Source organism: Campylobacter coli, from assembly GCF_009730395.1.
Taxonomy (GTDB): Bacteria; Campylobacterota; Campylobacteria; order Campylobacterales; family Campylobacteraceae; genus Campylobacter_D; species Campylobacter_D coli.
The window spans coordinates 1,275,734-1,291,376 of the sequence record NZ_CP046317.1; the positions used below are offsets into that span (position 1 = coordinate 1,275,734).

Annotated in this window: 12 protein-coding genes and 1 pseudogene; 9 read left to right on the forward strand and 4 right to left on the reverse strand. The window is 32.6% G+C overall.

Translation table 11 applies throughout. The features are described 5' to 3' along the window. The first annotated feature begins 67 nt into the window (after positions 1-67). Both dapB and purF read left to right on the forward strand, forming a co-directional pair. Complete coding sequence (dapB, locus tag FOC43_RS06445; protein ID WP_002785406.1) at positions 68-796, forward strand: 4-hydroxy-tetrahydrodipicolinate reductase; 729 nt, start codon at positions 68-70, stop codon at positions 794-796. Position 797: 1 nt separating this feature from the next. Continuing rightward, entirely contained in the window at positions 798-2,135 is a 1,338-nt protein-coding gene (gene purF, locus FOC43_RS06450; RefSeq protein ID WP_002777919.1) for an amidophosphoribosyltransferase, read from the forward strand. A gap of 3 nt (positions 2,136-2,138) precedes the next feature. Here purF and FOC43_RS06455 read toward each other — a convergent pair whose 3' ends face one another. Beyond that, a complete protein-coding gene (locus FOC43_RS06455) occupies positions 2,139-2,786 on the reverse strand; it encodes a CPBP family intramembrane glutamic endopeptidase (RefSeq protein WP_002790228.1) in 648 nt (215 codons plus the stop codon). Positions 2,787-3,283: 497 nt separating this feature from the next. On the opposite strand from FOC43_RS06455, the gene FOC43_RS06460 reads away from it, so the two are divergent. Together FOC43_RS06460 and FOC43_RS06465 are read left to right on the forward strand one after the other, a co-directional pair. After that, positions 3,284-3,856, forward strand: a complete 573-nt coding sequence (locus tag FOC43_RS06460) for a cytochrome c3 family protein (protein ID WP_002777913.1) — start codon at positions 3,284-3,286, stop codon at positions 3,854-3,856. A gap of 11 nt (positions 3,857-3,867) precedes the next feature. Beyond that, positions 3,868-6,384, forward strand: coding sequence for a molybdopterin guanine dinucleotide-containing S/N-oxide reductase (locus FOC43_RS06465; protein ID WP_004284739.1), 2,517 nt, complete (start codon positions 3,868-3,870; stop codon positions 6,382-6,384). A 23-nt stretch (positions 6,385-6,407) separates the two neighbouring features. On the opposite strand, the pseudogene zupT reads toward FOC43_RS06465, so the two are convergent. After that, a pseudogene (gene zupT, locus FOC43_RS06470) lies at positions 6,408-7,283 on the reverse strand (zinc transporter ZupT). A 191-nt stretch (positions 7,284-7,474) separates the two neighbouring features. Between zupT and FOC43_RS06475 the strand changes: the two are divergent. Next, positions 7,475-9,472: a methyl-accepting chemotaxis protein gene (locus tag FOC43_RS06475; protein ID WP_155820411.1), complete on the forward strand. Its 1,998-nt coding sequence runs from the start codon at positions 7,475-7,477 to the stop codon at positions 9,470-9,472. A gap of 117 nt (positions 9,473-9,589) precedes the next feature. Here FOC43_RS06475 and fliI read toward each other — a convergent pair whose 3' ends face one another. Beyond that, on the reverse strand, positions 9,590-10,975 hold the full coding sequence (gene fliI / locus FOC43_RS06480) for a flagellar protein export ATPase FliI (RefSeq protein WP_002778528.1): 1,386 nt from the start codon (positions 10,973-10,975) through the stop codon (positions 9,590-9,592). Next, a complete protein-coding gene (gene folE, locus FOC43_RS06485; RefSeq protein WP_002778530.1) occupies positions 10,975-11,547 on the reverse strand; it encodes a GTP cyclohydrolase I FolE in 573 nt (190 codons plus the stop codon). The genes fliI and folE overlap by 1 nt, the downstream gene beginning before the upstream one ends. A gap of 120 nt (positions 11,548-11,667) precedes the next feature. Between folE and tig the strand changes: the two genes are divergently transcribed. From tig to FOC43_RS06505, 4 genes are read left to right on the forward strand one after another with little or no spacing between them, the layout of a single operon-like run. Further along, positions 11,668-13,002 carry a trigger factor gene (gene tig, locus FOC43_RS06490; protein WP_004284729.1) on the forward strand — a complete coding sequence of 445 codons (1,335 nt, stop codon included), beginning with the start codon at positions 11,668-11,670 and terminating at the stop codon, positions 13,000-13,002. Further along, entirely contained in the window at positions 13,002-13,586 is a 585-nt protein-coding gene (clpP, locus tag FOC43_RS06495; RefSeq protein WP_002778534.1) for an ATP-dependent Clp endopeptidase proteolytic subunit ClpP, read from the forward strand. The genes tig and clpP overlap by 1 nt, the downstream gene beginning before the upstream one ends. Positions 13,587-13,613: 27 nt before the next feature. Then, the gene (gene def, locus FOC43_RS06500) at positions 13,614-14,141 is read left to right on the forward strand and encodes a peptide deformylase (RefSeq protein WP_002778535.1); all 528 of its coding nucleotides are present in this window, start codon (positions 13,614-13,616) and stop codon (positions 14,139-14,141) included. Then, positions 14,138-15,643 (forward strand): YifB family Mg chelatase-like AAA ATPase, encoded by a 1,506-nt coding sequence (locus FOC43_RS06505; RefSeq protein WP_002778536.1) that lies wholly within the window; start codon positions 14,138-14,140, stop codon positions 15,641-15,643. The genes def and FOC43_RS06505 overlap by 4 nt, the downstream gene beginning before the upstream one ends.

The following is a 15,643-nucleotide window of genomic DNA, read 5'->3' on the forward strand; positions in this document are numbered from 1 at the left end:
TCTTATAAAAAATTTACAAAATAAATGTTAAAATGCAATTTTATCTTTAAGGAAAAAATAAGACACAATGATAAACATAGGAATTTATGGCGCTAAAGGGCGCATGGGCAAACAGATCGAAGAATGTTTAAAAAGTGAAACTAAAGCAAAAGCAGCTGCACTTTTTGATAAGGGTGATAATTTAGAAGAATTTTTTGAAAAAAGTGATGTTATCATCGACTTCTCATCTCAAAATGGCACTCACGAACTCTTAAATTACGCAAGAACAATGCCAAAACCTTTAGTAATTGGCACAACAGGGCTGGATGAAAAAACCCTGCATTTAATGCAAAATGCAAGCGAAGTAATGCCTGTTTTTTATGCGACTAATATGTCTTTAGGGGTTGCAGTTTTAAACCATCTGGCTAGCAAAGCAAGCCAAATGTTAAGAAATTTTGATATAGAAATTTTAGAAATGCACCATCGTCACAAAAAAGACGCTCCAAGTGGTACTGCTATGACTTTAGCACAAGGTGTAGCAAAAGCTAGAAATTTAGATCTTGAAAAAGTAAGAATCAGCGGAAGAGATGGTATCATAGGCGAAAGAAGCAAAGATGAAATTGCCGTGATGAGTCTAAGAGGTGGAGATATTGTAGGACGCCACACTGTGGGCTTTTATGAAGAGGGTGAATTTTTAGAATTAAACCATACCGCAACTTCAAGAGCAACTTTTGCTAAAGGAGCGATTAAAATCGCTATTTGGCTTAATGCACAAAAGCCAAAAATGTACTCAATTAATGATTTTTTAGGAATTTAAAATGTGTGCAGTAGTAGGAGTTATAAATTCAAAAAATGCAAGTACTTATGCTTACTATGCTCTTTTTGCCATGCAACACCGAGGACAAGAAGCAAGCGGGATTAGTGTAAGCAATGGTAAAACTATCAAAACTATCAAAGCCAAAGGCGAAGTAAATCAAATTTTTAACCCTGAGAATCTAAAAACCCTAGAAGGTGAAATCGCCATAGGACACAATCGCTATTCTACCGCGGGAAATTCAAGCTTAAATGATGCCCAACCCGTAGCTGCGACTTCAGTCTTAGGGGATATTGCTTTAGCACACAATGGAAATTTAGTCAACAAAGAAAAAGTAAGATCAAAACTCATCGAAGATGGAGCTATCTTTCAAACCAATATGGATACTGAAAATGTCGTTCATCTCATAGCAAGAAGTAAAAAAGAAAGCTTAAAAGATAGATTTATCGAAAGTTTGCAAAAATGCATAGGGGCTTATTGTTTTGTTTTAGCAAGTAAAGACAAGCTCTATGTTGTAAGAGATCCTTATGGGGTGCGTCCTTTATCTTTAGGGCGCTTAAAAGATGGAGGCTATATCGTAGCAAGCGAAACTTGCGCTTTTGATCTTATAGAAGCAGAATTTATACGCGATGTTAAACCTGGAGAAATGATTATTTTCACTCAAGGAAATGATAAATTTGAAAGCATAGAACTTTTTAAACAAGAGCCTAGAATTTGTGCTTTTGAATATATTTATTTTGCTAGACCTGATAGCATTATAGAAGGAAAAAGCGTGTATGAGATACGCAAAAAAATGGGCGAAGCTTTGGCAAAGAAATTTACTCATAGTGCTGATTTTGTAGTGCCTGTTCCAGATAGTGGCGTAAGTGCTGCCATAGGCTTTTCACAATATTTAAAAATTCCACTTGAAATGGCTATAGTTAGAAACCATTATGTAGGTAGAACCTTTATCGAACCTACTCAAGAGCTTAGAAATTTAAAAGTTAAATTAAAATTAAATCCTATGCATAAAGTTCTAAAAGATAAAGAAATTGTCGTAGTAGATGATAGTTTAGTGCGTGGGACAACTTCTAAAAAAATCATTTCCCTACTTCGTGCCGCAGGTGCAAGTAAAATTCACTTGGCCATAGCTTGCCCTGAAATTAAATTTCCAGATACTTATGGGATCGATACTCCAACCTTTGAAGAACTCATTAGCGCTAATAAAAATTTAGAAGAAGTACGCGAATATGTGGAAGCAGATTCACTTAGCTTTTTAAGTATCGAAGAATTAACTCAAAGCATAGGGGATGAGAGAAAATATTCTTTAATTAGCTTTGATGGAGATTATTTTATCAAATAATCTCTATTTTACATAAGAGGGATAAGTAAAGAAAAACAAATGTGTTAAATTTAAACCATAATGAAAAAATACACTAAGCCACAAACTCTTACTATATCTCCAAGCCATTCCATAAATCAAACCTGCCAAAGAAGCAAAGATTATCATCAAACTACCTGCTTTATAATGCGCCGCTCCAAATGCCAAACTTGCGACTAAAAGTGCTCCTACACCCCCTATCAAACCTTGTAATCTTTGTTGTAAATAACCCCTAAAAAATGCTTCTTCAACCAAAGCAACCAAAAATAAATTAGAAAATAAAAAATACACTATCCAAGAAGGAAAGCCTATTTCCATTTTAATTACACCCAAATACCAAGGGATAGATAAAAGTAAAAAAGGACTTGCAAACAATAACGCTGCTTGAAATAATTTTGGTTTTATTCTATTTAAATTCTCAAACAAACTTGGCATAAGCAAAAAGAGTAAAAAAACACCCAAAGGCTTATCAAAACTAAAATACAAAGTAAAAGCGCTACTATGCTCACTTGCATGAACTTTATCTAGAATTTTTACATTATTAACACCTGGAATAAAATGCAAAAATAAAAGCAAGCAAAATGCCACTATCAAAAGCTCTAAAAATACATTTTTATTATTTTTATAATACAAGGACAATAAAAAAAATACACCCACAAAAACAATAAAACTTATTTCTATGATATTATGATAATAAGCCAAAAATCCACTGATTACCAATACTACAAAAGATAATTTTATTTTTTAAATGAGAGCAAGGCCAAAGCTAAGGCTAATAAGATAAAAGTTAAGATCATATTTTATTTCTCTTTTTTTAATTTCATCAAATTTCGCAAAAATAGTATCACTTAAAAAATTAAATATCTATAAAAATCACTCATATAAGTGATTAAAAAAACCCAAGCAAAGCTTGTGTCAATCATAAAAAATATGAATTTATCATAAATAAACAATTTAATTTTTAAAATACATTTAAATTTCATTGATGATAAAATATCAGCCCTATGAGTTTGAAATCATAAGGAATAATATAGAAATATTAAATATTTACATATAGAATAAAAAATATCTTATTAATGAATAATTAATTATTTAAATAATACTATTATAATTATTATCAAAGATTGACAATGAAAATTTTCATTTCTTTTTTTGTCTTGGCGACATGTTTATGGGCTAAGGAAATAGCCTATACAGATGAAGTTGTATCGCTTTATCTTAACAAAGATGATACTAAAGTTACAGGAAGGCTTTTACCTACAAATGCTTTTGAAATTTTAAAAAGTGATAAAGATAGGGTTTTAATAAAAGTTGATGGATATGTAAATCCCAAAGCTCCTTCTGTGATTTATTTTAACGATTCCCAAAGAATCATTGTTGCTGCTTTTTCTAAAAATACAAAACTCAATTTCTCACAAACAAGTGCGGGAAAAAATGGTAAATGGGATAAGGTGAGCCTTGAAATTTGGGCAGATAAAAAAGATTTTGCTAAAGACAATAAAGAAATGTTAAGTCGTGCAAAAAATCTTTTTGCTGAAAATTGCGGAATTTGCCATGCCTTACATCCTGAAAAAGAATTTACCGCTAATGCTTGGCCTGCTGTTTTTCGCTCTATGGCAGATAGAACAGGGATTGATAAAAAAGATAGATGGCTAGTAATACAATATTTACAAAAAAACGCAAAAGATTTTAAAGCAAAATAAAAGGAAAGGCTATGTTAGATAGAAGAAGATTTTTAAAAATTGGTGCAGCATTAAGTACTTTACCCCTTATTCCGACTTTAGGTGCAGGAAAAAGTGCAGAAGCTACAAAAGTAAGTCTTGGACTTGTAAAAAACGGTGAAGTCATCACGGCAGCTCATTGGGGAATTTTAAAGCTTACCATAAAAGATGGTAAAATCATTAAAAGTGAACCTTGGGAAAAAATCACTAAGATGGATAATCCTTTGCAGCATTACACCGCAGATATGGTTTATAAATCTCGCGTAAAATATCCTTATGTACGCAAATCCTATCTTGAAAACCCTGACAATCCTAAACCTGAACTTCGTGGAAAAGATGAATTTGTTCGTGTAAGTTATGATGAAGCTATAAAACTTATCGCAAAAGAACTCAAAAAAACAAGAGAAGCTAAGGGTACAAGTGCTATTTTTGGTGGAAGTTATGGTTGGAAATCAAGTGGTAATATGCAAAATGCTAGAATATTATTACATAGATTTTTAAATGTTACAGGTGGTTTTGTTGGCGCTACTGGAGACTATTCTACAGGGGCTTCTCAGATTATTATGCCTTATGTGGTTGGTTCCATTGAAGTTTATGAACAGCAAACCTCATGGGAAAATATTTTAGAGCATTCTAAATATGTCGTTATTTGGGGCGCTGACCCGATTTCTACTTTACGCATTGCTTGGACTGCATCAGAACAAAGAGGTTTGGCTTATTTTGAAAAACTTAAAGAAAAGAAAATAAAAGTTATTTGCATTGATCCTGTAAAAACCGATACAGCTCAATTTTTAAATGCAAAATGGGTAGCACCACGCCCAAATACCGATGTAGCTTTGATGATGGGTATGGCAAGTCATTTGATTGCTCAAAATAAAGTTAATTATGAATTTTTAGAAAATTATACTACTGGCTTTGATAAATTTAAAGATTATCTTGATGGAAAAGAAGACGGTATCAAAAAAGATGTTAAATGGGCAAGCAAAATTTGTGGTATCGATGAAAAGATGATTAAGAATTTAGCTGAAATTTTCTACGATAATCCTACTATGATTATGAGTGGTTGGGGTATGCAAAGAGCTCATTATGGCGAGCAACCACACTGGATGCTTGTAACTTTAGCTTCTATGATAGGACAAATCGGTACCAAAGGAGGTGGTTTTGGGCTTAGTTACCATTATAGCAATGGAGGTGTGCCAACTTGCAAAGGTGGGGTAATCGGCGGAATCAATGCTGGAAGCTTAGGAATTTGGAAAAATGGCAAATTTCAAGGTTTGGCTAAATCAAACCAAGCAAGCGGTAGCGCAGAATGGCTTCAAAATGCTGCAAGTTATTCTTTCCCTGTAGCAAGAATAGCAGATGCTTTACTTAACCCTGGCAAAACCATAGATCACAATGGTAGCAAAATTACTTATCCTGATATTGATTTTATCTACTGGGTAGGTGGAAATCCGCTCGTGCATCATCAAGATACCAATACCAATGTAAAAGCATGGCGAAAACCTCGTACTGTAGTAGTTAATGAAATTTATTGGACTCCAACAGCGAAAATGGCAGATATTGTAATGCCTGCAACTTCATCTTATGAAAGAGATGACATTACTATGAGTGGGGATTATTCTAATATGCATATAGCTCCTATGAAACAAGCAGTTGAGCCTGTGGGTGAGAGCAAAGATGATTATATAATTTTTGCTGATATTTGCAAAGTTTATGGTCAAAATGTATACAATGCTTATACAGAAAAGGGCAAAAAAGCAAAAGACTTCATCAAAGAATATTATGATAGTGCCTTAAAACAAACTCAAAGCTTTGGTGAGGCTTTTGCTACTCCTATGCCAAATTTTGAAGAATTTTGGGCAAAAAACGAACCTATTACTTTTGAAGCCACTGCAGAAAGCTTAGAATGGACACGTTTTTCAGAATTTATAGAAGATCCAATCCTTAATGCTTTAGGCACAGAATCAGGCTTGATTGAAATTTACTCTCAAACAATCAAAAATTACAATTATGATGATTGCAAAGCCCACCCTACTTGGTTTGAGCCTATTGAATGGCTTGGAAATGCTACCAAAGAAGCACCTTTTCATCTACTCACGAACCATCCAAAAGATCGCTTACATTCTCAGCTTTGCCACACAAGTTTAAGAGATACTTATGCGATAAAAGATAGAGAGCCGATTTTGATAAATACCAAAGATGCAAAAAAACTTGGTATAAAAAATGGCGATGTAGTGCGTGTGTTTAATAAACGCGGTGAAGTTTTAGCAGGGGCAGTTGTAAGTGATGAAATCATGCAAGGGGTTGTAAGACTTTGCGAAGGTGCTTGGTACGATCCTAATGAAAACGGACTTTGCAAATGTGGAAATGCAAATGTTTTAACCATGGATATACCAACTTCAAAACTTGCCAATGGCAATATCTCTCACACAGGGCTCGTAAACATAGAAAAATTTAAAGGTGAACTACCAAAACTTACTGCCTTTAGCGCGCCAAAAGGTGCGAACTAAATTCAAGAAAGCCGCAAGGCTTTCTATTGTCCAAGCAAATTTAAACTTAAAGCCATTATTGCCATTCCTGCGATAAGTCCATATAAACTATCATGAGCCTTATCATAAGTTTTTGCAGCGGGCAAAAGCTCATCAAGAGATATAAAAACCATAATTCCTGCAATCACAGCAAAACTTATAGCTAAAGTAAGATCGCCTATAAAAGGCAATAAAATCAAAGCTCCAACAAAAGCACCCAAAGGCTCTGCAAAACCCGAAAGAGCTGAATAAATAAAAGCTTTTTTCTTATCTCCTGTAGCATGATAAATCGGCAAACTCACAGCCAAACCTTCTGGGATATTGTGATAGCCACAGCTATAGCTATAGCAATTCCTAAAGTAAGATTATCAAGACTTGAAATAAAAATAGCAAAACCTTCTGGGAAATTATGTATAGCAATAGCCAAAGCTGTAAAAATCCCTGTACGTTTTAAAGCTTTAGTATTGATCTGATGCAACTTTTCTCCAGGATGAAATTTCGGAGGATTTTGTCCTTTTTGGGGCAAGGGACAAATTTTTAACTCGCTTAAATCCTCTTTAGGCTCGTGAGGATTGACATCTTCGGGGATTAATTTATCAATCAATAAAGATATTAAAATTCCACCAAAAAAAACAAGCTAATCCCAAAAGCTCAGCCCAATGCGAATCATAGTGATTTTTAAAATCTTTAAGTGCAGTAGGTAAAATTTCCATGAAAGAAATGTATATCATTACTCCAGCTGAAAAACCAAGCCCCAAAGAAAGCACTCTTAAATCATCTTTTCTGGAAAAAAAGGCTATTGTAGAACCTATAGCTGTAGAAAAACCTGCAAAAAGAGTCAATAGCATTGCGATAAAAATTTGTTCAAATGTAAATTGCATTAATATTCTTAAATAAATAATATTTTAAAACTCTTTATATTTATAAAAAGTTAATACTTGATAAAAATATACAAAATAATTAAAAATTTTTGATTTTTTATGTAAAAAAGTTCATTTTTTATACTTTATTCTCTTGTTTTTTGCTAGAATAATATTTTTATTTCATTGTCAATATAAATATAGGAGTTATAATGCAATCAATAAATTCAGGCAAATCCGTTGGAATTTCAGCTAAGCTTACGCTAATGGTTGGAATTTTAGTTGTATTAATTTTTACAATCACAAGTGCTGTTAGTTACTTTGATTCGAGAAACAATACATATGAATTGCTAAAAGACAATCAGTTAAAAACTATGCAAGATGTGGGTGCTTTCTTTGAAAGCTATAGTATATCAAAAAGAAATGGTATTCAAATACTAGCCAATGAGCTAACAAATCATCCTGATATGAGCGATGAAGAGCTAATCAATCTTATCAAAACACTTGAAAAAGTTAATGGCTATGATCTAGTTTATGTAGGATTTGATAATACAGGAAAAAATTATCAATCTGATGATCAAATTTTAGATCTATCAAAAGGTTATGATACTAAAAATCGTCCTTGGTATAAAGCTGCCAAAGAAGCAAAAAAGCTTATAGTAACAGAACCTTATAAATCCGCCAATAGCGGAGAGGTTGGTTTAACTTACGCTGCTCCATTTTATGATAGAAATGGAAATTTTAGAGGTGTTGTAGGTGGAGATTATGATCTAGCAAAATTTTCAACCAATGTTTTAACTGTAGGAAAATCATACAATACCTTTACTGAAGTACTTGATCCAGAAGGAACAATACTTTTTAATAATGAAGTTGCTAAAATACTAACAAAAACAGAATTAAGTATCAATATCGCCAATGCAATCAAAGCAGATCCTGCTCTTATTGATCCAAAAAATCAAGATACTTTATTTACCGCTAAAGATCGCCAAGGCGTAGATTATGCGATTATGTGTAATTCTGCTTTTAATCCTTTATTTAGAATTTGTACAATAACAGAAAACAAAGTTTATACCCAAGCTGTTAATTCTATTTTAATGAAACAAGTTATAGTTAGTATTATAGCTATAATCATAGCTTTAATATTGATTAGATTTTCAATCAGCAGAAGCCTCTCCCCACTTGCTTCTATCCAAGTAGGACTTAACTCCTTCTTCGATTTCATCAACCATAAAACTAAAAATGTTTCTACTATTGATGTAAAAACCAATGATGAATTTGGTCAAATCTCTAAAGCTATCAACGAAAACATCCTTGCTACTAAACAAGGTTTAGAACAAGATGCTAAAGCAGTAAAAGAAAGTGTTGAAACTGTAGGAGTAGTAGAAAGTGGTAATCTTACTGCAAGAATTACAGCTAATCCTAGAAATCCACAATTAATAGAACTTAAAAATGTTCTAAATAGACTTTTAGATGTTTTACAAACTAGAGTAGGATCAGATATGAATGCTATTCATAAGATCTTTGAAGAATATAAGTCTTTAGACTTTAGAAATAAACTTGATAATGCTAATGGTAGTGTTGAAGTTACTACTAATGCTTTAGGGGATGAAATTGTTAAGATGTTAAAACAAAGTTCTGACTTTGCTAATCACTTAGCTAGTGAAAGTTCTAAACTTCAAAGTGCAGTTCAAAACCTTACTTCATCTTCTAATTCTCAAGCAGCTTCTTTAGAAGAAACCGCAGCTGCTTTAGAAGAGATTACTTCTTCTATGCAAAATGTTTCAGTTAAAACTAGTGATGTTATCACTCAATCTGAAGAGATTAAAAATGTTACAGGTATTATTGGAGATATTGCAGATCAAATCAATCTTCTAGCATTAAATGCTGCTATTGAAGCTGCAAGAGCAGGAGAACATGGTAGAGGCTTTGCCGTTGTTGCTGATGAAGTTAGAAAGTTAGCTGAGAGAACTCAAAAGTCTTTATCTGAAATAGAAGCTAATACTAATTTATTGGTTCAATCTATCAATGATATGGCAGAATCTATTAAAGAGCAAACTGCAGGTATTACTCAAATCAATGAGAGTGTAGCTCAAATTGATCAAACCACTAAGGATAATGTAGAGATTGCTAATGAGTCTGCTATTATTTCTAGTACAGTAAGTGATATAGCTAATAACATACTTGAAGATGTGAAAAAGAAAAGGTTTTGATTAGAAATTGATGTGTAAAATTTAGATTGATATGCAAGTATCAATCTAAAGATTTTGATTTGTTGATGAAATTTACATTTCTATATTTATTGAAATTATTTTTAATACAAAAAAAGATTATTTAAGATTAGGATTAGGTAGTGTTGCGTTAGAACTTCCCATATTGATATTTTGCTGCACTGCACTAGGGGCAACATTAGCATCAATTTGACTTAAAAGTCTTATAGTTTCTTCAAATTCAAAGCTTTCTTCGGGATTTTGTCCTAAAAATTTTTGCATAAATTCCTTTTTAGCTATAGCTTCATCAAGCTCCTTATCACTACCCTTTTGATAAGCACCGATACGAAGTAATACTTCATTTTCTTTCAAAAGCGAATTTAAGCGTTTAAATTTTCTAGCCCAAAGTTTGTGTTCAGGACTTATGATATCGCCCATTACCCTTGAGGCTGAATTTTGTATATTAATAGGAGGATAAATTCCAAAATCCGTAAGCTCACGACTTAAAACAATATGCCCATCTAAGATAGAACGACTTTGATCGGCGATAGGATCACTCATATCATCTCCATCAACCAAAACAGTAAAAAACGCCGTTATGGTTCCTTTACCTTCTTCTTTTCCCGTTCTTTCCATGAGCTGAGGCAAAAGACTTAAAACACTTGGAGGATAGCCTTTTGTAGTAGGAGGTTCGCCAAGGGCAAGTCCTATCTCTCTTTGTGCCATGGCAAACCGCGTTACGCTATCCATGATAAAAAGTACATCTTTGCCTTGTTCTTTAAAATATTCGGCCACGCTCATAGCGCAAAATGCTCCATATTTTCGCATTAAAGCACTATCATCACTTGTTGCAACGATAATTACCGTATCATCAAGCTTTCCACCTAAATTTTTTTGTATAAATTCAGGAATTTCGCGCCCTCTTTCGCCTATAAGTGCGACTACTTTGATAGGAGCTTTTGAATTTTTAACTATCATACCCATAAGAGTAGATTTTCCTACGCCACTTCCTGCAAAAATGCCTAATTTTTGCCCCACGCCACAAGTTAAAAGTGCGTCTATGGTTTTAACTCCCACAGGAAAAACCTCTTCTATAAGTCCTCTTTTCATCGCATCAATAGGTGCACGCATGATAGGCATATATTTAGTCGCCTCTATAGCACCCTTGCCATCTTTAGGGCGCATAAAAGGATCCACCACTCTTCCTAAAAGCTCATCACTAACGCCTATTTGCATTCCTGCATCACTTATAAAAGCGCGGTCGCCTATTTTAAAACCTTCTATGAAAGAAAAAGGACTTAGATAACTAAATTGCTCTTTAATTTCAACAACCATAGCTAAGGTGTTTAAATTTTCATTTTCATTTGAAACAAGTTTAATGATGTCACCCACACCCGTTTTAAGTCCTCGAATTTCTATACTTGTAGCAGAAATTTTAGTGATCTCTCCAAAAACAGCACTTAAATTTTCTTTGCCAAGCTTAGAACGAAGTTTTTCTAAATTCATTAAAAACGAACTTGCTTAGGAGAATTAATGAGTGAAAAAAATTCTTCGCGTGTTTTTTCATTTTTTAAAAAAAGTCCACGAAGAGCCGAAGTGGTAGTAGTAGAATTTGCTTTTTGTACCCCACGCATTTCTACACACATATGTCTTGCTTCTATAACCACACCAACACCTTTTGCACCAACATTTTCCATCAAAGCTTCAGCAATTTGTTCGGTAAGTTGTTCTTGAATTTGAAGTCTTCTCGCATATACTTCTACAAGACGTGGAATTTTGCTAAGCCCAACCACTTTTTGGTCAGGGATATAAGCCACATGCACGCGGCCAAAAAAAGGTAAAAGATGGTGCTCGCAAAGACTGTAAAATTCTATATCACGCACTAGAACCATTTCGTTATTTGAGCTTTCAAATAAAGCATTATTTAGTATTTCCTTGACATTTTTTTTATATCCACTTGTTAAAAACTCATAAGCTTTAAAAACACGATTAGGCGTCTTTACGAGTCCTTCTCTAGTTGGATTTTCCCCCATAATTTCAAGCATAGTTTTTACGCAATTTTCAAATTTTTCTTGCAAATTATTCTCCGTATTTTTTTCTTGGCTCATTTTAACATAAAATGCTTTAAAATTTTATGCAACTAATAAGGAAAAATTTGCTATGATTAAAGCAAATTTTATTTTATAAGGAAAAATGTTATGGAAGTAAAAGCAAAGCAATTAGACTCTGTTAATGCGACTGCTAGTGTAAAAATTCCTTCAGGGATGATTAAAAGCGAAGTAGAAAATTTAGCTAAAAAAGCTTCTAAAAATGTAAAAATGGACGGCTTTAGACCAGGAAAAGTTCCTGTTGCTGCTGTACTTAAAAGATATCAAAAAGAATTGACTCAAGATGCGGAACAAAATCTTTTTAAATCTGCTGTTGATAGCGCTTTAAAAGAATTAAAAAAAGAAGCAAAAGAACTTGTAGGTGAGCCATATTTTGAAAAATTTGATCGTAAAGATGGAGAAATTGTTGCTGAATTAGCTCTTTCTTTTAAGCCTGAATTTAAACTCGATGGCTATGAAAAATTGATTCCTGAGTATCAAACTCCAAAAGTAACTAAAAAAGAAATCGATGAGAAAAAAGAAGAATTATTAAAACGCTTTGCTACTCCTGAAGCTATTAAAACCAAAAGAGCTTTAAAAGAAGGTGATTTTGCAAAATTTGATTTTGAGGGTTTTGTAGATGGGAAAGCTTTTGATGGAGGTAAAGCTGAAAATTATGTTTTAGAAATAGGTTCTAAACAATTCATACCAGGTTTTGAAGAAGGTATGGTAGGAATGAAAAGCGGAGAAGAAAAAGATATAAAAGTAACTTTTCCTAAAGAATACGGCGCAGCACATTTAGCTGGAAAAGATGCGGTATTTAAAGTAAAATTACACGAAATTCAAGAATTGAAATTGCCTGAACTTGATGATGAAATGCTTAAAAAACTTTTACCAGGAGAAGAAAAAGCTAGTGTTGAAGTTTTAGATGAAAAATTAAAAGAGCAAATCAAAAATGAAAAACTTTTCAAGCTTGTAAATGATGAATTAAAAGGCAAATTTGCAGATGCTTTGATTGAAAAATATAATTTTGATTTACCTAAAGGCATAGTAGAACAAGAAACTGATATGCAGATGCGTGCGGCTTTTAATACTTTTAGCGAAAAAGAAATTGAAGAGCTTAAAGCAAGTAAAGAAAAATATCAAGAAAAACGTGATTCTTTTAAAGAAGAAGCACAAAAAAGTGTAAAACTTACTTTTATCATTGATGAACTTGCAAAATTGCGTAAGATTGAAGTAAATGATCAAGAATTGATTCAAGCGATTTATTTTGAAGCATATCGCTATGGTATGAATCCAAAAGAGCATTTAGAAAACTATAAAAAACAAGGAGCTTTGCCTGCTGTGAAAATGGCTTTAATTGAAGAAAAACTTTTTAATGATATTTTTATGCCAAAAACAGAAAAATCGGAAAAAGTGAGCAAAAAAGAGAAAGAAGATAAATAATGTTTATTCCTTATGTTATTGAAAAATCTAGTCGTGGTGAAAGAAGTTATGACATTTATTCACGCCTTTTAAAAGATAGAATTATTATGCTAAGTGGTGAAATTCATGATGAACTTGCCGCTTCTATCGTAGCACAACTTCTTTTTTTAGAAGCTGAAGATCCTACAAAAGATATTTATCTTTATATCAATTCTCCAGGTGGTGTAATTACAAGTGGTTTTAGTATTTATGATACTATGAACTATATCAAACCTGATGTTTGTACGATTTGTATAGGACAAGCTGCTTCTATGGGAGCATTTTTGCTTAGTTGTGGCGCAGAAGGAAAACGTTTTGCTTTGCCTAATTCACGTATTATGATTCATCAACCTTTAGGTGGAGCTAGAGGTCAAGCCACAGATATTGAAATTCAAGCCAAAGAAATTTTAAGATTAAAAGCTATACTTAATGATATCTTGGCAAAAAATACTAAGCAAAAAGTCGCTAAAATAGTAAAAGACACAGAAAGAGATTTTTTCATGTCAGCACAAGAAGCTAAAGAGTATGGTTTGATCGATAAGGTTTTAGAAAAAAGTTTTAAATGAGTAAAATCATTTAAATAAAGGTTGTTTATGGTTAGAAAAATTATCACTTATCCTAATTCTAGACTTTTTTTAAATTCTGAACCTGTAAAGCAATTTGATCAAGAACTTCATACCCTGCTTGATGATATGTATGATACTATGATTGCTAGTCAAGGAGTGGGTTTGGCTGCTATACAAGTAGATATCCCACTTCGTGCATTGATCGTAAATATTTTAGATGAAAATGAAGAGCAGAAAAAAGAAGACTTACTAGAAATTATAAATCCGCAAATCATTCCTTTAGGTGAAGAAAAAATCACCTGCACTGAGGGTTGTTTAAGCGTGCCTGACTTCTTTGAAGAAGTGGAGCGTTATAATCATATCTTGCTTAAATATCAAGATCGCTTTGGAAATTTTAAAGAATTAGAAGCTCAAGGATTTTTAGCTGTGGCCATCCAGCATGAAAATGATCATCTTAATGGTCATTTATTTATAGAAAAGATTTCTTTTTTAAAAAGACAAAAATTTGATAAAGAATTTAAAAAGAAACTTAAAAATCAAAAAAAATCTAAATGAAAAAATTAAAATGTGTAAGCTTTGATGAGAATTTAGATATCATCGATGTAGAGTCTACATTTACAAGAGGCTTACCTAATTTAAGCATAGTCGGACTTGCAAATATTGCAATTAAAGAAAGTATCGAGCGTATCAAAGCCACACTTTTAACTTGCAATTTTTCATTTCCTGCTAAAAAAATCACCATCAATCTTAGCCCTTCAGGAATTCCAAAAAAAGGTTCTCATTTTGATTTAGTTATCGCTACGCTTATATTGTTGCAAAATGAAGACTTTGATGATTTTTTTGTGGTAGGTGAGCTTGGTCTTGATGGAAGTATCAAAAGCACCAATGAGCTTTTTTCTTTACTTTTATTTTTATCCACAAAGGTAAAAAGTGCAAAAGTTGTAGTCCCAAAAAATATAGCTCTAAAAGCTTCTATGATACCCAATCTAGAAATTTATGGACTTGAGCATTTAAATGAAGTGATTGAATTTTTTAAAGAAAAAAACTATGAGAAATTCAAATTCACCCAAAGCCATCCTTTATTTGCAAATCCTTTGATTATAGAAAATGAAATTTTTATTAAAAATCATCATTTTGAACTTGATTTTAAAGATATCAAAGGACAAGAAAAAGCTAAAAGAGCTTGTTTGATAGCAGCACTAGGCATGCATAATATACTTTTTGAAGGAAGTCCAGGAAGTGGCAAAAGTATGTGTGCAAAACGCCTTGTTGAAATCATGCCTCCACAAAGTTTAAATGAGGTTTTAATGCAAAATGCTTATATGTCTTTAAATTCTAAAGATTGCGAATTTACGCAAAAAAGAGCCTTAAGACACCCTCATCATACCTCTACAAGAGCTAGTATTTTTGGTGGTGGAGCAAAAAATGCGAAGATAGGTGAAATCGCTCTAGCTAATGGTGGAGTTTTATTTTTTGATGAATTTCCTCATTTTAACAAACAGATTATCGAAAGTCTAAGAGAACCTCTAGAAGATCATAAAATTCATATTTCAAGAGTCAATTCAAAAACCACTTATGAAACCAAATTCAGTTTTGTTGCCGCTCAAAATCCTTGTCCTTGTGGAAATTTATTTTCTAAAAATCTGTCTTGCGTTTGCAGTGAAAATGAGATTAAAAGATATAAAAATCACATTTCAGCCCCTATTATGGATAGAATTGATCTTTATGTAGCTATGGATGAGATCAGCAAAGATGATAAGTCAAGTATAAATTCAAAAGAAATGAGTGAAAGAATTTTAAAGGCTTTTATCTTTGGCAAAAAACGCGGCCAAAAAGAATTTAATGGCAAATTAAACGATACAGAATTGCAAAAATTTTGTATTTTAGAAAAAGATGCCAAGGATACTTTGGATTTAGCCATTTCGCGTTATAATCTTTCACAAAGAGCTTTAAATAAAATTTTAAAAGTGTCAAGATCTATTGCAGATTTTGAAGAAAAAGAACTTCTTAGTAAAAATCATATTTTAGAAGCTTTGAGTTTTAGGATGAGGAGTTAA

Excerpts from the sequence above, each read along its gene's own strand:
- dapB (WP_002785406.1), top strand. The coding sequence starts at position 68 with ATGATAAACATAGGAATTTATGGCGCTAAAGGGCGCATGGGCAAACAG.
- purF (WP_002777919.1), top strand. The coding sequence starts at position 798 with ATGTGTGCAGTAGTAGGAGTTATAAATTCAAAAAATGCAAGTACTTAT.
- FOC43_RS06460 (WP_002777913.1), top strand. The coding sequence starts at position 3,284 with ATGAAAATTTTCATTTCTTTTTTTGTCTTGGCGACATGTTTATGGGCT.
- FOC43_RS06465 (WP_004284739.1), top strand. The coding sequence starts at position 3,868 with ATGTTAGATAGAAGAAGATTTTTAAAAATTGGTGCAGCATTAAGTACT.
- FOC43_RS06475 (WP_155820411.1), top strand. The coding sequence starts at position 7,475 with ATGCAATCAATAAATTCAGGCAAATCCGTTGGAATTTCAGCTAAGCTT.
- fliI (WP_002778528.1), bottom strand. The coding sequence starts at position 10,975 with ATGAATTTAGAAAAACTTCGTTCTAAGCTTGGCAAAGAAAATTTAAGT.
- tig (WP_004284729.1), top strand. The coding sequence starts at position 11,668 with ATGGAAGTAAAAGCAAAGCAATTAGACTCTGTTAATGCGACTGCTAGT.
- clpP (WP_002778534.1), top strand. The coding sequence starts at position 13,002 with ATGTTTATTCCTTATGTTATTGAAAAATCTAGTCGTGGTGAAAGAAGT.
- def (WP_002778535.1), top strand. The coding sequence starts at position 13,614 with ATGGTTAGAAAAATTATCACTTATCCTAATTCTAGACTTTTTTTAAAT.
- FOC43_RS06505 (WP_002778536.1), top strand. The coding sequence starts at position 14,138 with ATGAAAAAATTAAAATGTGTAAGCTTTGATGAGAATTTAGATATCATC.